We start from the raw sequence: 24,162 nt of genomic DNA on the forward strand, positions 1-24,162 counted from the left end.
AATACACAACCAACAACAACTGGATTGATTCACGTGAGATCAGTATTCTTGAGGTATTGATACGTTAAAACAATGCCAAGGCAGAGCGCTAATCGATGGAAAAATTTGATGATGATTTTTTTGACGCCCTAATACAAACCGCGGCTGCTAGCCCTCGCCGCAGAACGAACAAAAACCTGCACAACAATTACAGCGACCCCGTGCAGCGTTTATTCATTGCCATGATGCCCGATTCCTACGTACGCCCCCATCGACATAGCAACCCGATCAAATTCGAATTTTTCATGGTGCTCAAGGGGCAATTAGATATTTTAATTTTAACGCCCGAAGGCCAACTTCTTGAACGCGTGAAACTAGATGCCGATGGTGAATGCAAAGGTATAGAAATACCGCCAAACACATGGCATTGCACCGTTTGTTACGGCCCGGTCGTTTTTGTAGAAGTAAAACAAGGCCCTTACGAGATCACCGATGACAAAGATTTCGCCTCTTGGGCGCCTCAAGAAGGCGAGGCAGAAGCAATGGCGTTTATTGAGAAAATGAAGGTACTCAAGGTGGGAGAAAGCTTGGTAGAAAGCAGATAGTGAAAATAAATAACCAACAATCAGGGTTGTATATTTCCTAGGCGTGAGTATCACACACCCCCCCTATGAAGATAAAAATTTGCAAAACCATCGCCCTTGGCGACATTGTCGCCAGACAGCTTATATTTTTTGATTGCAAGAGGCTGTAAGACCCGCACTATCGAACTTTTAGCGCTGCTTGCCTAAGAAACTTTTGAGTAGCAAATTCATCCATCAAGTTTTGTTCCTGACGGGCGTGGATCACACCCAGTTGCGCGTGCTTTTTGTCAATTAACGTCGTCACCGCTTTTTCTTTCTGCTGTTGCTGTAGCCATTGTCGCTTACGTTGATCAGCGGCTAATGTGGCTTTTGATAAGATAGCGGTTTGTTGTTCACAGGCTTTGTCGAGTTTACTCACGAAAGCCAAGTGCTGGTTATAATTTCTGGCCTCTAACCCCTGCTTACCGTTTTGCTGCACTTGGCGCATATAGTCTAACCGGTACTGCTCCAAGCTTTGCAACTTTAAGCGCTGTTCATCCACGTATTGCTGAGCAATTTGATACGCATTCGCTGCTCGCTGGGTTTTGTCTGCTTCCCAACGAGACACTGTATTGAGTTGTTTCAATGATTGATTTAGCTGACGTGCGCTCATTAGCCTTTACCTAATCCACCGGCCAATTTTGCCATTCCAGCTAAACACTCGTCATAGGGAATGACTTGCTTCATACCTTGTTGCAAAATAGCTTTGATTGCAGGTTCAGCATTGATAGCAAGATCAATACGCGGGTCGGTGCCTTTGGTATAAGCGCCAATAGCGATCAAGTCGCGGTTTTGATTGTAATTAGAGTACACCTGACGAATTCTTCGAGCTTGTGCTAAGTGTTCATCACTCACCACCATCGGCATAACACGGCTAATCGACGCTTCAATGTCGATTGCGGGATAATGCCCGCTGTCAGCTAACTGGCGAGATAACACTACGTGCCCATCCAAGATTGCGCGAGCGGCGTCGGCGATAGGGTCTTGCAAGTCATCACCTTCAGTGAGAACAGTGTAAAAGGCCGTAATGGAACCTTGATTATCGCTGCCGTTTCCAGCCCGTTCAACCAACGCAGGTAAACGCGCAAACACCGAAGGCGGATACCCTTTCGTTGCCGGAGGCTCGCCTACGGCGAGTGCAATTTCACGTTGAGCCATTGCGTAACGTGTTAGCGAGTCGATAAGCAACAACACTTTCAGGCCTTTATCACGGAAGTATTCCGCAACAGTAATTGCCGTTTCGCACCCTTTCAGACGCATCAAAGGGGAGGTATCTGCCGGGGCAGCAACAACCACCGCTTTTTGACGCTCTTCTTCTGTCAGAATGTCATGGATGAATTCTTTCACTTCTCGGCCACGCTCACCGACCAAACCAACCACAACAACGTCGGCGGCACTGCCACGGGTCATCATGCCAAGGAGCACACTTTTGCCCACGCCACTTCCGGCAAACAGGCCCATACGCTGACCAATACCCACCGTATTCAGTGCGTTGATTGCGCGTACTCCCACATCCATGGGTTCACTAATTTGACGACGAGTAAGAGGGTTAATTGGCGGCTTATTGGTAGACACACGCGTTTCGGTTTCAATTGCGCCTAACCCATCGAGAGGCTGTCCGTTACCGTCTATCACACGCCCAAGCAGGCCCATTCCCACGGCTAAACCACCTTCTCGATTTAACGGCATCACCCGAGATCCTGGCACTATGCCTCTAACAGCTTCGGTGGGCATCAAATAGGTAATATTATCGCCGAACCCCACAACTTCTGCTTCAATTTCACCATCAACGGTTTGCACCATACACTGACTCCCCACTGGGAGTTGGCAGCCTACCGCTTCCAGTGTCAGGCCTATTCCGCGAACGAGTTTTCCCGCAGCGACGATAGGCGGATGAGGCACTTGCTTTTCAAGGTGAGCAAAATAGTCGGCGAGCGGGTTACTCATCGCTAAGCCCTTGCTCACTCAAAAATTTGTCGAGTACTTGACGAGCTCGCCGTTCGATAGATACATCAACAGCGTTATTTTTAGTGATAATTTCACATCCTCCGCGCTCTGCCGAGGGCGCTTCCACTAAATGCCAGCCTTTTTGCTGAATTTCTTCTTCGCCAAAATGTGAGGTGATCACGGCGAGGTCTTCTGGATGCAAATGAATTTGATAATCTTTTTCTTCTATGGGCAACGCTTTCATACCCTCGCTTAACGCTTGAAGAATAACATCAGGAGACGTGGTGGTTTCTTTTCGAATAACTGCACGCGCCAAAGCCACAGACAACTTCACAAGCTGCTGTTTTACTTCGCCGTCGGCTTTCTCTAGCGGGTGATGAAGCGTATCGGTTAGCTGTTGCCAAATGGTGGCAAGTTCAGCAATTTGCGCTTGCCCCTGTTCAAGGCCTTGGGTTTGCCCCTCTTCAATCCCTTGCGCCAAACCTTGTTCATGACCTTGTTGCAACCCTTCTTCTTGGCCTTTTTCAAAGCCTTCTTGCTTACCTTGTTCAAAACCTTCTTCATACGCGGCTTGTCGGATAGCTTCTATCTCTTCGGCAGTAGGAGGAAGTATTTCAGGCTCTTCCTCTGGAGGCTCGTACTTCCAGTCTGAACGCCGGTTTAGCAAGTTCGTTTTGCGTAAATCTGCTTTAGATTTTGGGTTTTCTACAACCGGAATTTCCCAAGACTTCGCTTGTTCGAGTTCTTCAACCGTAAAGGGTTTGTTATTCATAATCACTTCTCAGCCAATTATAAGAACTCTTCGCCGCCACCACCGCCAAGCATAATTTCGCCAGCGTCAGCCAATCGACGAGCCACAGACAAGATTTCTTTCTGGGCAGTTTCCACTTCACTGATCCGCACAGGACCAAGAGCTTCAAGGTCATCAACCAACATTTCTGCCGCGCGTTTAGACATATTACGTGTGATCTTGTTCTTGAGTTCTTCATCAGCGCCTTTAATTGCTTTAAGCAGCGCATCTTGCTGAACTTCTCGTAAAATAGCTTGAATGCCGCGGTCGTCTACATCCACCAAGTTGTCGAACACGAACATCAAGTCTTGAATTTGCTGACTCATCTCTTCGTCCTGCTCGCGGATGGCATCCATCAACTGCCCTTCTACGTTGGTATCTAGGTAGTTCATAATATCAGCAGCAGATTTCAAGCCACCCATTTTGGCCGCTTGGGTTCCAGCCTGACCAGCAAACTGTTTCTCCATAATCTCGTTCAATTCTTGCAATGCGGCCGGTTGAACTTCTTCTAAGTTGGCCACGCGCATAAGTAGATCTAAGCGCACTTTTTCGGGGAATTGCGACAAAATCTCGGCGGACTGTTCAGGCTCTAGGTATGACAAAACGATAGTTTGGATCTGCGGGTGTTCGTTGCGAATAATACTCGCCACCTGCTTGGAATCCATCCACTTCAATGAATCAAGCCCTTTCGCGCCAGACCCCATCATAATTTGGTCGATCAAATTGGCGGCTTTGTCTTCTCCCAACGCCGCCGTCAGAGCGCGTTTAACAAAGTCTTGGCTTTGGAAACCAATGGTGCTGTAATTTTGTATTTCATCAATGAAGTGTTTATGCACAGCGGTAATTTTCCCCTGTGTCATATCTTCGATTTTTGCCATTTCAGAACCCAGTTTTTGTACTTGTTTAGGTTCTAAATGCTTTAAAATTTGTGCAGCATCTTCTTCCGACAAACTGAGCAGTAAGATGGCAGCTTTTTCAACCCCTTCTAACTTACCAACGTCGTACGACTCATCGCCGGCTGGCGCCGCCATTTCTTCAGCCATCGTTCTCTACCTCTACTCGTCCTGCATCAACCAGCCCTTCACTACTTGGGCTGATAGTTCTGGCTCATTCGCTACCAATGCACGAACAGCTTTTAATACGTCTTCATCTTTGTGTAAATCAGGCAACATCAATGAGCCATCTGGTGCGAAGCCCACCTGACCTTCGTCAAAATCTTGCGACAACATGGTAATGGTTTCATCACCAAGATCGAGCCCTTCATCTGCATCAAAGTCGTCGCCACCCTTAGATTCATCAGGATTCATTAGCTTGCGGAGCATTGGGCGCACTACAAACAAGATAAGCGCTAAAATAGACAAACCACCCACAGCCAGTTTAAGTATAGGTAAAAACTCTGGGCGTTCCCACATTGGCACTTCTACATCTAAGCCTGTATCGATGCGACTAAACGGCATACTGACCACTTCTAAACTGTCACCTCGTGTCACATCGAAGCCGATGCCACCCTGTAACAAACGGCGGATATTCAGTAACGCTTCCTGGGTTCTAGGCTCACTGGAAACTTCGCCTTCCTCGCCAACGTTCTGTACATAGTCAACGGCAACTGAAACGCTTAAACGTCGAATTACTCCAGTTTGCTGCTTAGTGTGGCTGAAAGTGGTATCTAGCTCATAGTTACGAGTAGATTCTTTGCTACTTCTGCCTGGTACAGGGTTTGTCTGCGCACCTTCGCCTACCGCTTGTTGAGGAATGACTGACTCAGTAGGGGGTTGATTAGATATCGCGCCAGGTACCCCACCGACTAAACTCCCCACTGAATTTTCTTCAACAGTCATTTCACTGCGCACTGCGGGTAAATCAGGATTGTAAGTACGTTGGGTCTGTTCTACCGAAGTGAAGTCCATCGTGACGTCGGCTTGGGCAGTATAATTGCCAACACCAAGAACAGGGATCAAGATAGCGTCAATTTTTTCCAGATATTCTTGTTCTCGCTGACGCTCGATTTCGTATTCTTTACGCGCTCTTGAACTCATTGAGTCTTGAGAGCCAGAGTTTAGCAAACGGCCATTGCTGTCTGTAACCGTTACCCCTTCTGGGTCCATACTTTGCACTGCTGACGCCACAATATCGATAACCGCGTCAACTTCTTCACTACTAATCGATGCGCCGCGACGCGCGGTTAGTACCACTGTTGCACTGGCTTTTTTCTCACGTCTGGCGAACACGTTGTCTTTTGGAAGGGCCAACAATACACGGGCTTTTTTAATGCTGTCGATATCTTCAATAGTGGCTGAGATTTGCTGTTCACGGGCATGCTTTAAGCGCTCCATTTCAACGCGCTGACTCACCCCAAATCCCATGTCTTGCATAATAATATCAGTGCCGGCTTCACCACCTTGGGAAAGCCCTTCACGGGTCATACCGAGTTTAATACCTTGGTATTCATCAGCCCGTACATGAATGATATTCCCCTTTAACTCATATTCAATTTGGTTGGCATCGAGGTAGTCGAGGGTTTCGATAAGCTCTTCGGTTTCCATTTTCGCAAGCGGACGATAGTCCGGCTCTTGCATCCAAATTAGAATGAATATGCCAATCGCAATACAGATAATGAGGACAACAATGAGCATAATTTGACGCATCATATCGGCATTGCCAATCGCGTCCATAAAACCTGACTTTTGTTCTACTTCATTATCACCCGCGCCATTATCTGGCACTGTGAGATTGGTTCCGGTTGCTTCAGCCACGTCGTACTACTCCAATTAAACAGGCATATTCATGATGGTTTTGTACGCTTCCAATACTTTATTGCGTACTTGAACCGTTGCTTCAAAAGCAATTCCTGCTTTTTCTTTCGTCAACATCACGTCGGCTAAACTCAGGGTGTTGTCGCCCATTTCAAAACGTTGCTGCAACTCTTTTGATTCTAGCTGCATACTATTCACGGTATTCACGGCATTGCCTAGCATCTCTGAAAACTCCGCACCGGAGGTTTGCTGCTGAGGTTGAATTTGCTGCGGATTAACATCAAGACGAGACTGCGCGATCATAGCCTGCATTTCTTGGTACAAACTGTTGGCTTTAACGTCCATAATTGCTCCCCGGTTAACGATGCCGAATTTGTGGCACTAAAACGATGTCTTACCCATCTTACAGCAAAGGCCGCGCCAACTTTTATAAACCTTTAAATTCAAAAGCTTACAATCAATTAGCCAAAATAATGACGAAATTATGGCGGCAATAGAGAGACCGCGCTCTGGCGACATAGAAAAAAGCCGCCTTTACAGACGGCATAGGGGAATGTAAACGGCAACAAACCGTTTAGTTAAAACCTGCTTGTACGGGAGAGAAGTCAGGCTGTGTATTTTGCTCGTCGGGTTACGCTGGTACGTCTATGCCATCGTCTCTCATACGCGCGAGTTTATAGCGCAAGGTACGCGGGCTAATCCCTAGCTTTTCCGCTACATCTTTGCGTTTGCCATTACAAGATTCCAATGTATCAAGGATAATTTGATGCTCTTGCTGGCGTAGCTCACTACCCAGCTTACTGCTGTCTTCTTCGGGCTTGGTAAAATCTTGAATGTGCGGCATAGCATCAATGGCACTTTCAATCATCAGATCGCTTGAATCAATCGCGTCCCCTTCACATAAGATTAACGCTCGCTGGATGACATTCTCTAGTTCTCTTACGTTACCGGGCCAGCTGTGTTGAACTAATTTATTACGCGCCGCTGCACTGAGCTTTTTCACAGACAGCCCCTGCTGCTTCGAGTGGCGCTGAATAAGATGTTCAGCCAAAGGGACAATATCGCCAGGACGTTGTGATAACGGCCGCCACGTCAACGGAAATACATTCAAGCGATAATACAAATCTTCCCTAAATTCTCCGTTAGTCACCGCGTGTTTTAGATCGCGGTTGCTGGTTGCGATCACACGAACATCCAGCTTCACGGTTTTACGTCCACCGAGGCGCTCCACCTCTTTTTCCTGTAAAACACGCAGTAATTTTGCTTGCAATGCGAGGTCCATTTCGGTGATTTCGTCGAGTAAAATGGTACCGCCTTGCGCTTGTTCAAACTTACCCGGACACGCTTGTACAGCTCCTGTAAAGGCGCCTTTTTCATAACCAAACAAAGTAGCTTCCAGCATGTTTTCAGGGATCGCCGCACAGTTAATAGCTACAAAGGGTTGGTCAGCTCGCAACGACTGATCATGAATATAGCGCGACAAGACTTCCTTTCCAGAGCCACTCGGGCCTAAAACCATCACCGACGCTTCGGAACGAGCCACTTTACGCGCTAACTGCAACATCTGCAGACTTGATTCGTCGGCCACTATCGGCGTGCGAGATTCAACTTTTTGAGCTGGTGCATAGCGCCCAACTAGATTCAGCAACACTTCTGGAGCAAAAGGTTTAGACAAATAGTCAGTTGCGCCGTCACGCATTGCACTCACTGCGTCATTGATGGTGGCGAACGCTGTCATCAATAAAACAGGCAAATTGGCATATTTTGCTTTAATCGCTTTAAGCAAACTCAGGCCGTTCATTTCACCCATTTGAATATCACTCACCACCAAGTCAACCGGTTGAGAAGTAAGTTTTATCAATGCTTGTTCCGCGCAATCTGCGACAATCACTTGATAACCCGCCAGTTGAAGTGTATCAAACAGGGCTTCACGCAAACCTGCATCATCTTCTACGATAAGGATCCGAGTTTGGCTCATGAGTTACTCCTTAAATTGCGCTGTGATCTGAAAGGTTTTCAGATTGTGGGAGACAAGGCAAAGCCAGCGTAAATCTCGCGCCTCGCCCATCGATATTATCTACACGGATTGTGCCTTGGTGGGCATTAACAACTGACTTCACTACCGCTAGTCCAAGCCCTGTTCCATGGGTTTTAGTGGTAAAGAATGGTTCAAAAATCTTGTCTTTTAACTCAGTGCTTACCCCAGGACCGCTATCGGTGATAGAGATGACTAACCAATTGTGATGACGTTGAAACTGTACATCGATATCGGTTGCTTTAGGACTAATTTGGCTACCGTTGTGGATCAGATTTAACAGTGCGCCTTGTAGCGCGGTAATGTTTCCCTGAACAATGGCCTTGGTGTCTCCCCCCTCAAAATGCACGTTTTGCTCTAGAGGCTGAGTCATTGTGATACTAGTGGCTTCAATTGCCTGCACTAATTCATCAACACTAATAGGGTTAACCACTTGCTCTTCGCCACTTTTGGCAAACAAAAGCATGTCATTCACTTGGCTTTCAAGTTCTTTTAATCTGTCTTGAAGCTTGCCGGCAAATTGTTGCGCTGAATCCTGCGCTAACCCTTTGCGCCCCAAATTGGCAGCATAGAGCATAGCTGCTGCGAGAGGCGTACGAATTTGGTGAGCTAACGAGGCGACCATTTTTCCCAAAGAAGACAAGCGCTGCATGTGACTCAAACGTGCTTGAAGCTGGCGAGTTTCCGTGAGGTCAGTCATCACGATTAACTGACCCGGTTCTTTATCTAGTGGTGTGATAGACAACTTTACACGACGACCATCGTGTAAAGACACTTCATGGCCGTCATCGGCTCGCGGCTTAAATGACCTTTTGATAATAGTACGCCACAACTGCCCTTCTAAAGGTTCGCCCAATAAATCCCTTGCTTGCTTATTGGCTTGGCGCACAAACCCCTTTCCATCAATAACAATCACGCCTGCGGGCATGACTTGTAACAAATGCTCCAAACGAGAGGCCTGTTGCCGCAGTGCGGTTATTTCCTTTTCGTCAGCATTCGCGCAGATGTCGTCATTCACGTGAGTGAATGGCGCAATGTCATATTCGGTAAAAGAGGTCGCTTGGCTGCTACTGAATGTCATTGTTTCCTCGTCAAAATGCAGACGTATTTTTAATGACAAACTTACTTGCACTTGGCGTGCCAGAATTTTTTACTTATTTTACAGCGAGTTGAACAACAAAGAGGAGTGAAACAATGTCATTTTATTGACAACGCGAAGCATCAAGCTTCGCGTTGTATGTCATATTTACGCATTTTTTCAACTAGTGAAACAATGTCATTTTATTGACAACGCGAAGCATCAAGCTTCGCGTTGTATGTCATATTTACGCATTTTTTCAACTAAGGTGGTTCTGCGCATACCCAATTTATCGGCGGCTCTAGCAACAACCCAATCTTGTTGATCCAAAGCTTGGCGGATGAGGTTTATTTCAAGCTCAGACAAGTACTCTTTCAGATTCACACCATCTTGAGGCAGTGCACCTGACGCCATAGAGGCATTAGCCGTGTCTCTCGCTTCCTCTTCTGCTGCCGTTTCAGCAAATAACTCATTAAATGCGTCTCGCTCAAGTACTTCTTCTGGGTACTCTGGCTCATAGGGCTCAATATCACCGTATTGGTACTTGGGAGGTAAATCTTGTACATCGACCATTTGGCCCGGATACAGAATCGTTAAGCGCTCAACAAGGTTAGACAACTCTCGCACATTACCGGCCCAAGCGTGTTCCATTAACGAGCCAATGGCCTGCTCCGTCAGTTTAACTCCCGACGCGCCTTCCCCTTCCATACGACTATTCAGTTCCTGTAGAAGCAAGGGAATATCTTCTCGACGCTCTCGCAGCGCAGGGCTGTCGATCGGAAATACGTTTAAGCGGTAATACAAATCTTCACGAAATTTGTCGGCTTGGATCATGGATTCGAGATCGCGGTGGGTGGCAGCAATGATACGTACATTGCATCGTATTGGCTTTGTGCCCCCTACCCGCTCATAAGTACGCTCTTGTAGCACACGTAAAAGCTTAACTTGCATTTGCAAAGGCATATCGCCAATCTCATCGAGGAAAAGCGTGCCTCCTTCCGCAAGTTCAAAACGACCTTTACGGCTACTAATCGCTCCGGTAAACGCCCCTTTCTCATGCCCGAACAACTCACTTTCTAGCAGGTCTCCGGGTATCGCACCGCAGTTCACGGGAATGAAAGGACCATCTTTTCGTTCAGATAAGAAGTGAACATTGCGTGCAACCACTTCTTTGCCCGTACCAGACTCACCTAAAATTAATACATTAGCGTCGGTTGGTGCCACCTGCTCAACAAGGCGACGAACAATTTGAATTTGCTCGCTACGCCCAACCAAACTGCGAAACAAACGCGTTTTAAGCGCAGACTGGCTGTTTTGTTTGGGCTGACGGCGAATATATTCTTGGCACCGATGAATCGCTTGGGTTAGCACCGGATAGGTGATTGGCATGGGTAGCACGCTAACCAAGTTATTACTTGAGTTAACGTTAGATTCATTGCTAACGACAGCCACGAAAGGCGTTTTAGGAAATTTTTTCACCAACGCCATCATGGCTGTTTGGTCTTTACCATCAATTAATACAGCAGATGAAGGGGCTTCTTCCAACCGCCGAGGGCAGCCGAGAAATGATTCTGCTTGGCAGGGTTCACCCAAGAAGGTCAAAATAGTGGAGAGATTCTGGATCAAATCACTATTATCGCTGACAAGTAAAATATCCTTCATCGAATCCCCAAAAAGCTGTTTTGTTCTTATATATTAGTTTAGCGCTAGGTTAATTGTAACGGTAAAACAGGATCACGCAACTGCCAAACGTACAAGAAATTGAGGAAATACAGTTGTTTTACAAACAAAAAAGGCAGGAAACCCTGCCTTAGTTTATAAATTAAACAAAGTACATTAGCTCAACAGAGCAAGAACCTGACCTTGTTGTTGATTTGCTTGTGCTTGAACGCTTACCGCAGCTTGACCTAATATGTCATTGGCTGCACTTTCAGACGCAGCTTGGGCGTAATCAGTGTCTTGAATACGACTTCTTGCCGCAGAGGTACTGATATCTGCCTGGGTTAAGTTACGCGCGGCACTTTCAAACTGGCTTTGCGTAGCACCGAGGTCGCTGCGAGCACCACCAACGGTTTCAATGGCCGCGTCAGCTTCTGCCAATGCGTCATCAACGCTCTGAGAGGTAATATCAACGCTTAAAATACCACTGAGTTGAGAAGCGATATCAGACGTAGCCACATCGATTTGTTGCCCTGCACCGGCCCCGACTTGAAAGCTAATACTGCTGTCTTCACTCAGAAGCGGCTTGCCAGCAAACTCTGTTTGCTCAATGGTTTGTGAAATGTTGTCTTGCAACTGCGTGATTTCAGCTTGGATCGCTTGTTTATCAGCAGCGTTCAGAATGCCATTACCCGCTTGCACGGTTAGCTCTCGAATACGGCTTACATCATTGTTGATGTTCTCCAAACCGCCTTCTGCTACTTGGGCTAGAGAAATACCGTCGTAAGCATTGCTAATAGACTGACGATTACCCTCAACCTGAGACGTTAATCGGTCGATAATTTGTTGTGCTGCTGCACCATCAGACGCATCGTTAACTTTTTTGCCGCTCGCCAGCTTTTCTAATAACGACGTTTGCTTTTCCTGCACTTGCTGTAAAAGCGATGTCGCCGCCGACGAATTGCTTGAATTCACATTGATCATAAATCACCTCACACTCTCCACTTTAGTATAGCGCAGGTTAAGTATTAACCAAAGTTTAAGAAGCGAATTATCTTAGTATACAAGGTATATTTATTTACCTATTCGTATTAGTCGGTATCACCATGGATACTGCCACACTAATTGTTTCAATACGTCATCTGGCACGTTTAGCTGTTGTTTCATCACACGGTTAAAATCGCGCTCTGCCTTCTGTATAAAGCTGTGTTTATCGGTGATTAAATTGGTATTGTATCGCACTAACTCCATGATCTTTCGAACGTATAATTTTAGCAAAGCTAGCAAATTCGACTGTTCGAAGTTCAATGTACTGACAACTGAAATCGTTTGTTCAAGCATCAACTTCACCGGACTTCCCTCTGTCAACATGTAATAAATTGCAGGGGAATGTTCAGCAGAAAAGTAACTCCGAGTCTCTGATTTGGTGCGATACGCGATGCAATTCTCAAGGTGTTGAAACTCACCTTGTTCAAGCATTCTTATCATCATAAACCAATCACTTGCCGCACTTTCATCTAAATGGTTAACGGCGTCGTGTATCTGTTCCCGCCTGAACACCCCGTAACACCATTGGTTTTCACAAGGATTAGACAAAAAACGACGTAATCTTTCATGCCAATTTCCTAGCAATGGCCGGTTTGAGCGAGCAGATTGTTCTTGAGCATTAGGTAACTGAAATACCGTTGACCCCGCGCTAAACCCAACTTCGGTGTTATCCAAACTTTGCGCAAGCTGATCATAATAGCCATCACTGACAAAATCATCCGGCGCCAACCAAGCAAAATAATATTCGCGACTATGAAAGTAGACATCTTTGAAATTGTTGGCTCTACCGACATTCTCCTTTTGTAGGGATATTACAAACTGGACATCAGGGTAATCAGCTTCCAGTTTTTTTACCACCTCGATGCTTCGGTCTGTAGAGCAGTTATCAAAAAAAACTAGCTGCTTCACCCTTTTAGAGGTAAGCGCCGAACGAATCGCCCTCTCTATCGTCGATTCATTATTATAATTTGGCATGCCAATGGAAATAGACCTAGTCAAAAACAACCTCTCGAAAAAAACGATGTGACACAATTGACGGAGTGCGTGCTAGCGACCATTGATAAATAACACTCTTAACATGGTTAAGGCGCTCAATATCATCGAGTACTTTATTCATGTGTGTAAGCCACTGAGCTTGGTCATCGGGCAAAACCCAATCATAATACTCGTCGGGTAAATCAGTATTAAAAAACAAAGAACGCGGAATAAAACAAGGAATGTTACGGCCAAGAAAGTTCGTTAAAGCGCTCGAGTTCAAATTAGAAGCAGATAAAACAACAGCAACATCCATCTGATCAAGTAACGCATTAAACTCAGGTTTATCTAAATACGTATTGTGTAATTCCAGCCCTTCTGGAAGTGGAGCGTGGCTTTCATAGCGCGCAGAATGAATAATACCTCGCACGGCCCTAGAGCGTTGTAGTTCACAAAGCAGTGTTATAATCTCTTCCAGATATTTATTGTCTCTGGTATGCCCTGCTGTACCAACACTAGTTACGCGTTTGAGGTCTTTTTTGAGTGGCGCTCGAATATAAATAGGTAGTGGAATAACGCAGATCTTAGATTGAATCTCGGCAAATTGTAGTAATTCAATATGGCGTGTCGAGTGTACACATATGACGTCGGCGTGGTCTCTCAACCAATCACGAATCAAACTTTCTGCAGCTCGGTCAATGGATAAATGACTCTGGGTGTTGTGAACTGTCCATACAATCTGTACACCCAAGCGTTTCATTTCTGTCATTCGGCCAACAAATATTTCGGCCGATAGCATCTGGTTATCCGACTTTTTTATTACCGCATCTTCCCAGTGCACATGGAAAACATCACCTTTTTGCATCTTGAGATGTCGGTTCCACGGGATAAGCTCAACAGACCAATGGTCGGCTTCACTATACAATAAATCAATGTACTCATTTGACTTGTAATTTGGGAAAAAAAATAGCCGTTTCACCAACGCTTACTCCTCAACTCTTTTTAACCAAGCGCCAGGCCAATGTGTGATATTGTGGGCCAAGTCACTTTCGTTGAAAGGCCACGCTGGCTGTTCAATGATAAATTGGGGATTGCTCTGTGCGAAATCAAAGGCGGCGCGCGTCGGGTTATCTTCAACCCAATTAGGCTTACCTCTTGGCAGGTCGGCTAAATCCGACATAATGCCATCAGTCGCGACAATGTAAGAATTAGCAGGTACCAAAGGAGCATAAGCCTGTAGTTCTGCTAGCACATGATCATAGCAATGATCAGAATCAAGGATGACGAGAACAACATCATCAGGCTTGATAAGCTGGTTAACTTGAGAGACAACGTCTGGATGAGTAGAGCTTCCTTCGATTAACGCGATCCGATGGGCAAGAGGGTGAGCTTCTATCGCTTTACGATTGTGCGGGCGAATTTCAATATCTACACCCACGACTTTTCCTCTCCCCATCGATTGCATCAAACTGGCATAAAAAACCAGTGAACCACCATGAGCGACTCCCGTTTCAACAATTACGTCTGGCTGTAATTGGTAAATCACTTCTTGCATACGAATCATGTCTTCGGGCAGCTGAATCACAGGGCGTCCATACCAACTGAACGTATATTGATATTTTTGATTCCATCCAACTCGAACCCATTGCCTTGATAGCGCCTCAAACGCTTCTTTGGAGTATAGAGGCAAAACCTGAGTTTCACCCTCTTGTTCGGTGGTTAGCGTTGCAGTATCAGTATCTAAAATTAATTTCATGAGGCTGTCCATTCATGCAAAGTCACACGTGTTGTGAGCGTAGATAGCGTTTTTTCAACTTCGTGTCGGTAATTAGGGTTCATTAATATAACGTGTTGGATTTGAAGCTCGTCCAAGGTAGAGGGCGATATTATGCGGTGACCGCTGCCCGGAATAAATTTCTCTTGTTTATTCGGATTAACGTCAACCACTGCTGTGATTAGGTCAACGTGGGGGTCGAGTAAATGGGCCAACGTAGCCCCTTTTGCCCCCGCTCCCCACAATGCGACACCGCCATCGCGTTGACATGACACTATCAGTTCGCGTAAATCATGTAATAAGAGCGTTTCTTTCACTTGATATTGCTCTGCTAGCTGCGTAGTTTTGCCTGCATCTTTCTCTGTAAGAATTTGATCTGCTGGACGCGCTGACAACCACAAATACTGTTCGTTAAACACGTGACGTACGTGCTCAACCTGAAAACCAGCACGATTAAAAGCACAAGAAAGTGAACCTGCGCTAAACAACGCGCAGTGTTCGTAAAAGAAATCCCAAACCACTTTGTTTTCTAATATCCAATCGATACACGGTGTTTCAAAAAACACTCGAGTATCAGCACGCTCTCCAATAGCAAGCCGAACGTTTTTTAACAATTCAACAGGGGCTGGCACATGTTCAATAACATGACGACAGATAATCACGTCCGCATCAACATCAACGCAGGTTTCGTCATAAAATGTTTTGTAAAAAGACAACTTCCCGTCAGCTGAAACCGGCTCCCCTACATAACTGGGGTCAAAGCCAATCCCTTTATTATTCGCACCAGGGTAATTGACTAATTTTTTTAAAAAAGTGCCTTTTCCGCAGCCAATTTCAACCACTGTGGCATTTCTCACGCCATTTACTTCAACGAGCTCGCGAACCAGATCATCCATGTAATCCTCAAATACATTTGAGTGGCATTGCGTGTTGTCGTACTCATCACCGTAAGATAACAGTGATAAATCAAACTTTTGATTAAAGACAAACCCACAATCGCGGCACAACTGAATATCCATTATGCCCGTTGTACACTGTTTCGCAGACTGCGCCGAATCCATGACCAAATTTTGATGTACTGGTACATTCTCTCTGTATACCAATGGCGATAATTGTGTAGACGCACACACTGGGCAATACATAGTCATTTTAGAAAAGATCCCGTATAAATAGCCTGTAGTCCTTGATGCAAAGACGTCACAGGCGACCATCCTAACGCGCGAAGTTTTGTATTATCGCCGACAATAATCTTTACATCTGGTGATTCTCGCTTTCCACAATTAAGTAAAACTTGTGCGGGTTTCCCAACAACATCTGCGATACTTTCAATTAACGAAGCAATAGCGGTTTCCTGTCCAGAACAAAGGTTGTAAATATCGTGTTTTCCACGTTGCAACAATACCCATAAGCCCTGAACGAGATCGTCTATGTAGATAAAGTCTCGTCGGCTCGACAGATAAGTAGAAAAAGCCGGCGCAGCGCCAGTGATCGCTTTAAACAAAGACGGAACGATACGGCGCTCATCTTCACCTTTCCCATATGGAAAAAAAATCCGCCCCCAACTACATCGCACACCGTTTGTTTCACAATAAGACATAACAAGTCGGCGAGTCGCGTCTTTAGAAACGCCATACAGTGTTGAGGGCTGACCATAATCGGTCCCTTCAAATAATGTGGTTTCAGATACACCGTATTCAGCACATGTACCTGAAAAAACGGCAGCCTTGCCGCCAGCAATACGAAATGCGTGTACCAAACGACACGTTGCCGCCACCCAGTCCATATTCTCTTCGGAGTGCCAAAATTTACCGTGGTCCACATTCCACGCTAGATGAAGTAAATGGGTGCATTTTAACTTGGCAAGTTTGTCAACAAGCTGCGTATCGGTCATCAGGTCAGTGCGTACAAAAGTCACAGTAGAGGACGTTTTAGGCGCTTCTCTCCCCAGCACAACCACAGGTATATTTTGATCACACAACCATGTGAGGGTGGTTTTTCCAATAAATCCTGTTGCTCCGGTGATCAGCACTTTCATAATTGCTTCAGTGTTGGAATTGCAATTACAAAATCACAGTCGTCACCAACAATGGGTGTAAGCTGAGCCTTAATTTCTTTGGACAAGTTCCAGGGTAAGATGAGGACGCAATCCGGTTTGTATGTGGTTAGCTCTTTTGGGTGTTTGATAGGTATATGACTCCCAGGCATAAACTTTCCTTGTTTGGAAGGAGCCGCATCGAATACTACAGGTAAGAGATCTAGCCCTATCCCCGCATAGTTAAGCATGGTATTGCCTTTAGCGGCGGCACCGTACGCAACAACACAACGCCCTAAACGCTTTTGTTCTTGTAAATAGTTTTTCAAGGAAACGGATATACGCTGCGCTTCATCAGCAAAGTGTTGGTACACTTCTTTCGTAGCCAATCCCGCTTCAATTTCCTGAGCAAGGATGTCATCCACACTCTTATCTATGTTTCTGTCGGTATTGGCTTTTGCCGCCCATACACGCAAACTGCCACCATGAGTGGTCAACTCTTCCACCCTGTAAATCAATAGGTTTGCTTGCAGCAAAATACGCTTAACTGCTAACAATGATAGATACGAGTAATGCTCGTGATAAATAGTATCGAATTGATGTTCTTCAAGCAGTTTTAGTAAATGCGGAAACTCAAATGAACATACCCCGTTGTCAGCAAGTAATACGCTGATCCCTTCCACAAAATCATTGATATCTGGGACGTGAGCGAGCACGTTGTTCGCGATAATCAGGTCGGCCTTGCGGTACAGCCTAACCAACTCTTTCGCCAGGGGCATACCGAAAAATGACGAAACAACATCAATACCCAAGGTACGAGCTTTTTCTGCTGCAGCCAGAGTCGGCTCGACTCCAAGGTTGGGGATGCCCCGTTTTTGGAAATTTTGCAATAAGTAGCCATCGTTTGATGCCAGTTCAACAACAAAACTCGAATGGTCAAGAGCTAGCGTTTCGACAGCCCCCTCTACATATTCGGCCGCATGTTGCAGCCAACTCGATGATGTCGATGAAAAATAGGCATAATCGGCGGTAAAAAGCTCATCAGCTCGGGTAAAATCCTGAGTTTGTACAAGCCAACACTGTTCGCACACTTTCACATTTAACGGATAACATTTTTCTTTATCGAAGTGAGCGTCACTAGACAAATATGCATTAGACGGCGGCATAGAACCAAAGTCCATCAAAGTCAGGTGTAAACTGTGATGACAATGTCTACATTTCATACTTCTATTCCACTAAAATCTTTTTCTAAAAAGGCAAAGCTTGAATCTCGCTGCGATATCGTTGATATCGGCAAAGCCAGTTTAATCTTGAGTATAGGGTCATCGACCCGACACCCACCTTCAAGCTCGGGAGCGTAATCGGCTGTGTGTAAATATAACAACTGGCTGTTGTCTTGAAGAGATTGGAAACCATGAGCACAACCAGGCGGAATCAACAGCATCACATCATCGGATGCTTCTAAATGAACGCTAATATGTGCCAAGAAAGTTGGCGAGTTGGCTCTTAAATCAACAATAATGTCAGACACAGCGCCTTGCACGCAGCGGACTAGCTTGTGCTCAGCCGCGGGAGGGTACTGAAAATGCAAGCCTCTCACTGTTCCTTTACGGGTATTCACCGAATGATTAATTTGTCTGACGCTTTTGTTTGGTAAAAGCGCGGCTAATTCGTTACCACAGTACCAACGAGCAAAAGATCCGCGGTCATCACTATATCGCAACGACCTTACTTCAAAAACACCGCCAAGCCCCAATTCCTTAATCGCTAATTTATTGCTCATAGTGGTTCCTAGCTCCCTTACCGATAAGCTCGGGTAAAAGTCAATTCTATTCTCTATGTGATTTAACAGTAACCGATGGGATGGAAAAGCACGCTGGGGCGACATAAGCAAAGTAGCAAACCTTTGTAAACTCGACGAACTCACACAACCCATTCATCGAGTTACAATACATCGACACTCACTACCATAGTTTCCAAGGTGCAGACTGTGAATCCCATAAAGCATCGAGGTGATTCTTATCACGTAGAGTGTCCATGCACTGCCAAAAACCATTGTGCTGATATGCATTTAATTGGCCGTCGGCGGCTAATTGAGAAAGAGGCGCCGATTCAAAGGCATCGGTATCGGCGTGCAAGTAGTCAAACACTTCGCTTTCTAATACAAAAAAACCACCGTTGATCCACGCACCGTCACCAGCAGGCTTCTCTTGAAAACGTTTTACTGTACTGTTTTGAATATCAAGTGCACCAAAGCGGCCTGGGGGCTGTATTGCCGTTACTGTTGCAATTTTCTTTGATTGGCGATGAGCACGGATTTGCGCTTCAATATCGACGTTGGCTAACCCATCACCATAAGTAAAGCAAAACGTGTCACTGCCCACATAGTCTCTCACACGACGTAACCGACCTCCCGTCATGCTATTCTCACCAGTGTCTACCAATGTAACTCGCCAAGGTTCAACATGTTTTTCATGCACTTCCATTGTATTGGATGCCATATCAAAAGTGACATCAGACATGTGCAAAAAATAGTTAGCGAAGTATTCCTTAATGATGTAGCCCTTGTACCCCAAACAGATAACAAAATCATTCACACCAAACGACGAATAGATCTTCATAATATGCCAAAGTATTGGTTTCCCACCAATTTCGATCATTGGCTTAGGACGAAGATGGGATTCTTCACTAATACGAGTACCTAGACCACCCGCCAGAATAACAGCCTTCATTGAGATTTTTATCCTTTGTTGTACTTTCTCAAACTTTATCTACTCGATATCGTCATATCAAAATAAATATTTAATGTTTCCCATCGACTTCACATTACTGCCAAGCGCATACCTCAAAAATTCACCACTTTGACTAACAAGTCAGCATTTTTTTCAGCCAAGTCTTGCTTCATCGAATCGCAATGATGATCGGTCACTAATACTATCGCATGCGCTCGCTCTAGCAAACTCGCATCCATGGTGTTCAACGCTCGAATAGGAATACCTTCTAAAGCGCTGCTTTTGTCGCCAAGGCCATTGTCAATAATGGCTAATACCTTGATATCGTTAGAGGTTACGTTAACAATTTCAAGTGAATAAGCGTTTGCTCCCCACAATATAACACTATGGTGCTGGTGAGTGCGGCAGTGTTCGAGCAATCGCTCAATTCGGCCGCACAACTGCACCCGACTTGCTCGCCACTTTTTCATTGAAAACAAAATTGAAGGCTTTTTCCAACATGCCCACCAAAATGTTCGCGTTAACAATAATGGCAAGAGCGAACTTGCCTTAATGGCTTTTTTTAGCACCACCCTTTCAAAAAAGTAAGTGGCTGTTTTTGCCTCAAAAAAGCGCTTATATTGTTTTAAGAACCCCAATGAATAACGCCAGTCTAAAGACTTAGCGACACTGTCGCTGCCATCTCTGTGGCGCAATGACAAGGTTTGCTCCACAAAGATAAAACGGTCAGTGTGAGCACCGAGCCTAAGGGCAAAATCCCAATCCTGATGCCCTCTTAGCTGCTCATTAAACATGACGTATTTTGCTAGTGATGCAGCGACGCAAAGGGTACTTGATTGAATACCACCAACATTATTGGTAACAAAAGAATAATGTGCGACGGATTCTCCGACCTGCTTGGCGAGTTTGGGATATGGTTTGCCTTTCTTGCCGAAATCGATATTGACATAGGGGTGATGAATAATAATGTCATCAACCGGCGTATAGGCCGACTGAATCGCTTGATACATGACATTCAGCTTGGCCGGCAGCCATTCATCATCAGAGTCTAAAAAGCAAATAAAATCACCTTTTGCGGCCTGAATTCCCGTATTTCTCGCTGCCGCCCCATTGCAATTTTCAGCATGGTGGATAAGTGTAATTCGCGGATCATTGAGCGCATTGACGATCGCTTGCATCTTGCGCCGATGATGTTGTTCAGAGCCATCATCAATAACGAGTATTTCTAGATCTTGGTAATCCTGAGCGAGTACAGATTTAATCGCCCGCATTAAAACATCCGAGCGATTAAAAACAGGAATTATTACCGAAAAAAGCATAGTTTAACGCTACTGCCACTTTAACTGTGTGTTCAGCTTACCTTCTGCTAAGTGTTTATCCAGAACAAACAAACGTTTATATCTTTCTAGTTGACCCATAGGAATGGGGCTCACACAATCGATAAGTTGTCGGATACTCTCGTGAAGTTCAATTTTAGGCGCCCACTCCATCGCTGCTTGTTCAAATTTGGTGAAATCGACCCGATAGGACCGTGTGTCTGAGCTGGCTTGTGTATTCACTTCAACTTCTACCGACGTAAGCAACGATTGCACCGCCTCAGCAAGCCCTAGTACATTGTAATTATTGGTCGTTTTACCGACATTGAAAATATTCACCGATTCATCTCGCTCTGCAACACAGGCCGCCCATACCAAGGCTCTCGCCATGTCATACGTATCAATGAGCGGTCGCCATGGCGTACCATCTGACAAAATATTAATTTTGTTATTTTTAACCGCAGAATAAACAAAGTCGTTGAGTACGAGATCTAACCGTAGGTTACAACTTGCGCCACACGCCGTAGCGAAGCGAAGACAGTAAACATCAAAGTGACTATCAGCCAAAGGTTGTAGTGCAGACTCCAGCTCAATTTTTGATTTGGCATAAGCAGTGACAGGATTTAATTGCCCATGTTCATCTACAAACTGAGACGTGTCTGCGGCTCCGTAAACGCTGCAACTCGACGCAAACACAAATCGCTTAACACCAGCAGATTTAGCCAACATAGCGAGTCGCTGACTCGCAGCCACATTAATATCATACGTCACGTCTTCAAATCGGTTACCCATAGGGTCATTTGAAATAGCCGCAAGGTGAATAATCACGTCAACGCCTTGTAGATGACTTGGTGATAGATCACGAATATCACACACTATCTGCTGATCAACCTGTTGAGCCTCGTATGCACTCGGTAAAGAAGCTTGCTGAGCAAAGAATTCAGTATCAACACCCAATGTTGTAACATCGCTAAAATGCGACTTTAATAGTGATGTTACCGCAGGCCCCACGTATCCTAAATTACCGGTAATGAGTACTTTTTTCATTTTTCACCTATTAATTTATAGCGAGCATTACTTTTATTAGCTCGTTTTACGAGCGACAGCGACAGTAAAGTGCCCATCATTACCTTTTACAACTTTACCTTTCACAGGGTCGTGTTGGGCGTAAAGTGTTATGTCAGAAAACCCAGCTTGGTTGAGCAGTGAAACTAACTCTTCATTCGTGAAATGTTTGACATGAAAACGGAACTTCTCTTTATCAAAAGGCATTACATCTTGATTTGGCGTCGAACATATTAAATAGCCCCCAGGTTTCAACCAACGATGATAGTGTTCAACTAATTGTTCCGCAAAATCAACGTGTTCTATTGTCTCAAATGATACAATGGCATCAAACTCAGCCGAGTCAAAAGTTAGCGCTCGGGCATCGCCCAACACGTAATCTATCTTCGGGGCAGGAAAATACTGTTTAGCATGCGCCAATGCAGCATTATCAATATCAACCGCGGTTATCCTTGCTTGGGTTTCCAATGCGAGTAATTGACTGCCATATCCAACTCCACATGCAAGATCCAAAATAGTGTCGGCACCAACAGCATTTAATTGCTGCACAGCAAACTCGTAACGATTCAAATGGTCAGGACGAACAGCTTCTCGACTAGTAACAACTTGACGTTCACCTTTGTCCATAGTTTTCACTGCGGTCATGGTGAGGGTGCCATCGGGAGCATTAATTCGTTCAGCGTCGAACAAGCCAGCGCGTTGAAGCAATAACGTAAGGCGTGATTCATTGAACCCAGCCAAATACGCACCTTGCGCACCAACCTGATAATCTTTCATCACGGGGTTACCAAATGCTTGCGCTCCCCACAAACCGGCAAAGGCTAATCTTGCCTCTGACTGCCCATCTTTAAGCGTTTCTTCAGTCCATTCTGCAGCAAGCCATTTTTTCATGAAGTAGTTTGTGTCTGGTACTGTGATAGTTAGCCGCCCGCCTTTGGAAAGTCTTTTTACCCAAACACGCATTGCTGTATCCGCTTCCATCGACGTTAAATACTGCATTGCATTGTCAATGTGCAAGTCTGATATGCCGGGCACGTCGGGAAGTTCCCAAGCCTGTTCCAAAGGTAATGTTTGATGACAACTGGCTAAATAGAACTTTCCAGCCTGCCATTTTATAGTATGCGAATGACTCACAATAAACCCTCTGTTTGTTTTTCAGAATAGTCGGGGAAACATTGCTGTTGAATTAAATACTCTTCCATATCAGTTGTAGATATATCTATTTGCCGACTAACCATCGCCGCTAATAACTTTTCTGGTTGATGCTGATGTTTATTGATTAAACTCACGCCCTCGGAAATAACCTCTACACCTGCCAATAGCGCCTCATACAGGGTGCTCGATGTAATACCGTGCACGCATCTCGCGTGTTTCAGCAATGTGAGAAATGGCTTTTCACTGACTCGGCGGTTGTGATAGTGATAATTGCGTCGGTTGGGGTCTTTGGGGTGTGCTTTAAAGACAACATCGACATCTTCAGGGTAATAATCGTTGATGTAATCAATAAACTCCTGCATCCCTGATGTAAAACGGCTAGCATTAACAATATTCGCATCATCGGGAACTTGTAACGGCACCAACACGTAATCTTTGGCCTCATGAGTAAATCCAGCCAAGAAAGATGCACGTGTGTAACTCAGTTGTTCAAGTTCTGAAGCACTGACCCAATGCAAATCGTCGTGCATGAGCGACGACTCTTGACTAACGCCACGTGCGTCGAAATAAATGTGTTCAGATTGGGGGAAAAAACCATATTCGATAAAGTACTTCTTAGCGTGGGGAAGATAGACATCGACCAATTCATACAAAGGACGTTGCCCGTTCCAGATGAACACGTCGCGATGTTGCCAATACGCAGAATAAAATGGGAGCATCAAAGGACACAAAGACACCACGGTTTTTCCCCGTTGCTGCCAATACGCTCTAAAACCCGTAAGGTGCTCTCGATGACGCTCCACACCATTGGTATGCTCTATCAACAATACCGTATTTTCCAATTCGGTTTGTTCTAACCCGCGTTGATTTGCACACTCATCGACTAAGTAAACTTTTTCAATCTGGTCGTCAGCTACCTTTGATAAAGCAATCAGTTGATTATACTGATAATTGCCGATACTCGCGCCAATCACAACTCGCCCACTCGCTTGCTCTGGTTTGATGAGGGGTTGATCAAAATGGGGATGACTGACTGCGCTGGCGTGGTGGTCAATAAATGCTAATACATTCAAGTCAGCCCTATCAATCAACTGCTTAGCATACCCACCCGTTCCGAATATTTGAACATCTTGGCCGCGCAAAGCCTGAATATCTACAGGCTCTACTTTTTGCATCAACGCAAGTAATTCATCGGTGATCAC

23 protein-coding genes are annotated in these 24,162 nt (G+C 45.3%); 1 reads left to right on the top strand and 22 read right to left on the bottom strand.

The window, feature by feature from the left end:
* Window positions 1-95 precede the first annotated feature (95 nt).
* Window positions 96-584: a WbuC family cupin fold metalloprotein gene (locus ACXAH6_RS05755; RefSeq protein ID WP_474875687.1), complete on the top strand. Its 489-nt coding sequence runs from the start codon at window positions 96-98 to the stop codon at window positions 582-584.
* A gap of 157 nt (window positions 585-741) precedes the next feature.
* On the opposite strand, the gene fliJ is transcribed toward ACXAH6_RS05755, so the two are convergent.
* From fliJ to ACXAH6_RS05865, 22 genes are all read right to left on the bottom strand, one after another.
* Window positions 742-1,215, bottom strand: a complete 474-nt coding sequence (fliJ, locus tag ACXAH6_RS05760) for a flagellar export protein FliJ (RefSeq protein WP_474875688.1) — start codon at window positions 1,213-1,215, stop codon at window positions 742-744.
* Complete coding sequence (gene fliI / locus ACXAH6_RS05765; RefSeq protein ID WP_474875689.1) at window positions 1,215-2,549, bottom strand: flagellar protein export ATPase FliI; 1,335 nt, start codon at window positions 2,547-2,549, stop codon at window positions 1,215-1,217. The genes fliJ and fliI overlap by 1 nt, the downstream gene beginning before the upstream one ends.
* Window positions 2,542-3,324, bottom strand: a complete 783-nt coding sequence (fliH, locus tag ACXAH6_RS05770) for a flagellar assembly protein FliH (RefSeq protein ID WP_474875816.1) — start codon at window positions 3,322-3,324, stop codon at window positions 2,542-2,544. The genes fliI and fliH overlap by 8 nt, the downstream gene beginning before the upstream one ends.
* A gap of 14 nt (window positions 3,325-3,338) precedes the next feature.
* On the bottom strand, window positions 3,339-4,382 hold the full coding sequence (gene fliG / locus ACXAH6_RS05775) for a flagellar motor switch protein FliG (protein ID WP_474875690.1): 1,044 nt from the start codon (window positions 4,380-4,382) through the stop codon (window positions 3,339-3,341).
* 12 nt (window positions 4,383-4,394) lie between these two features.
* Window positions 4,395-6,092, bottom strand: coding sequence for a flagellar basal-body MS-ring/collar protein FliF (gene fliF / locus ACXAH6_RS05780; RefSeq protein ID WP_474875691.1), 1,698 nt, complete (start codon window positions 6,090-6,092; stop codon window positions 4,395-4,397).
* Window positions 6,093-6,107: 15 nt separating this feature from the next.
* Window positions 6,108-6,437, bottom strand: coding sequence for a flagellar hook-basal body complex protein FliE (gene fliE, locus ACXAH6_RS05785; RefSeq protein ID WP_474875692.1), 330 nt, complete (start codon window positions 6,435-6,437; stop codon window positions 6,108-6,110).
* Between the two features lie 286 nt (window positions 6,438-6,723).
* Window positions 6,724-8,070 (bottom strand): sigma-54-dependent transcriptional regulator, encoded by a 1,347-nt coding sequence (locus tag ACXAH6_RS05790; RefSeq protein WP_474875693.1) that lies wholly within the window; start codon window positions 8,068-8,070, stop codon window positions 6,724-6,726.
* 10 nt (window positions 8,071-8,080) lie between these two features.
* Window positions 8,081-9,208, bottom strand: a complete 1,128-nt coding sequence (locus ACXAH6_RS05795) for a sensor histidine kinase (protein ID WP_474875694.1) — start codon at window positions 9,206-9,208, stop codon at window positions 8,081-8,083.
* 219 nt (window positions 9,209-9,427) lie between these two features.
* The gene (locus ACXAH6_RS05800) at window positions 9,428-10,867 is read right to left on the bottom strand and encodes a sigma-54 dependent transcriptional regulator (RefSeq protein WP_474875695.1); all 1,440 of its coding nucleotides are present in this window, start codon (window positions 10,865-10,867) and stop codon (window positions 9,428-9,430) included.
* Window positions 10,868-11,041: 174 nt separating this feature from the next.
* Entirely contained in the window at window positions 11,042-11,848 is an 807-nt protein-coding gene (locus ACXAH6_RS05805) for a flagellin (protein ID WP_474875696.1), read from the bottom strand.
* Between the two features lie 117 nt (window positions 11,849-11,965).
* A complete protein-coding gene (locus ACXAH6_RS05810; protein WP_474875697.1) occupies window positions 11,966-12,886 on the bottom strand; it encodes a glycosyltransferase family 2 protein in 921 nt (306 codons plus the stop codon).
* A gap of 16 nt (window positions 12,887-12,902) precedes the next feature.
* On the bottom strand, window positions 12,903-13,865 hold the full coding sequence (locus ACXAH6_RS05815) for a hypothetical protein (protein WP_474875698.1): 963 nt from the start codon (window positions 13,863-13,865) through the stop codon (window positions 12,903-12,905).
* A gap of 6 nt (window positions 13,866-13,871) precedes the next feature.
* Window positions 13,872-14,642, bottom strand: coding sequence for a cephalosporin hydroxylase family protein (locus tag ACXAH6_RS05820; RefSeq protein ID WP_474875699.1), 771 nt, complete (start codon window positions 14,640-14,642; stop codon window positions 13,872-13,874).
* The gene (locus ACXAH6_RS05825; RefSeq protein WP_474875700.1) at window positions 14,639-15,808 is read right to left on the bottom strand and encodes a class I SAM-dependent methyltransferase; all 1,170 of its coding nucleotides are present in this window, start codon (window positions 15,806-15,808) and stop codon (window positions 14,639-14,641) included. The genes ACXAH6_RS05820 and ACXAH6_RS05825 overlap by 4 nt, the downstream gene beginning before the upstream one ends.
* Window positions 15,805-16,695, bottom strand: coding sequence for an NAD-dependent epimerase/dehydratase family protein (locus ACXAH6_RS05830; RefSeq protein WP_474875701.1), 891 nt, complete (start codon window positions 16,693-16,695; stop codon window positions 15,805-15,807). Before ACXAH6_RS05830 ends, ACXAH6_RS05825 begins: the two co-directional genes overlap by 4 nt.
* Window positions 16,692-17,915 carry a methyltransferase domain-containing protein gene (locus ACXAH6_RS05835; RefSeq protein WP_474875702.1) on the bottom strand — a complete coding sequence of 408 codons (1,224 nt, stop codon included), beginning with the start codon at window positions 17,913-17,915 and terminating at the stop codon, window positions 16,692-16,694. Before ACXAH6_RS05835 ends, ACXAH6_RS05830 begins: the two co-directional genes overlap by 4 nt.
* On the bottom strand, window positions 17,912-18,475 hold the full coding sequence (locus tag ACXAH6_RS05840) for a dTDP-4-dehydrorhamnose 3,5-epimerase family protein (RefSeq protein ID WP_474875703.1): 564 nt from the start codon (window positions 18,473-18,475) through the stop codon (window positions 17,912-17,914). The genes ACXAH6_RS05835 and ACXAH6_RS05840 overlap by 4 nt, the downstream gene beginning before the upstream one ends.
* Window positions 18,476-18,656: 181 nt before the next feature.
* The gene (rfbF, locus tag ACXAH6_RS05845) at window positions 18,657-19,424 is read right to left on the bottom strand and encodes a glucose-1-phosphate cytidylyltransferase (protein WP_474875704.1); all 768 of its coding nucleotides are present in this window, start codon (window positions 19,422-19,424) and stop codon (window positions 18,657-18,659) included.
* Window positions 19,425-19,537: 113 nt separating this feature from the next.
* Window positions 19,538-20,743, bottom strand: coding sequence for a glycosyltransferase family 2 protein (locus ACXAH6_RS05850; RefSeq protein WP_474875705.1), 1,206 nt, complete (start codon window positions 20,741-20,743; stop codon window positions 19,538-19,540).
* A 9-nt stretch (window positions 20,744-20,752) separates the two neighbouring features.
* Window positions 20,753-21,787 (bottom strand): NAD-dependent epimerase/dehydratase family protein, encoded by a 1,035-nt coding sequence (locus ACXAH6_RS05855; RefSeq protein ID WP_474875706.1) that lies wholly within the window; start codon window positions 21,785-21,787, stop codon window positions 20,753-20,755.
* A 36-nt stretch (window positions 21,788-21,823) separates the two neighbouring features.
* Window positions 21,824-22,939, bottom strand: a complete 1,116-nt coding sequence (locus ACXAH6_RS05860; RefSeq protein ID WP_474875707.1) for a class I SAM-dependent methyltransferase — start codon at window positions 22,937-22,939, stop codon at window positions 21,824-21,826.
* Entirely contained in the window at window positions 22,936-24,162 is a 1,227-nt protein-coding gene (locus ACXAH6_RS05865; protein WP_474875708.1) for a capsular polysaccharide export protein, LipB/KpsS family, read from the bottom strand. Before ACXAH6_RS05865 ends, ACXAH6_RS05860 begins: the two co-directional genes overlap by 4 nt.

It is taken from the genome of Alteromonas sp. ABE4_545, from assembly GCF_056161325.1.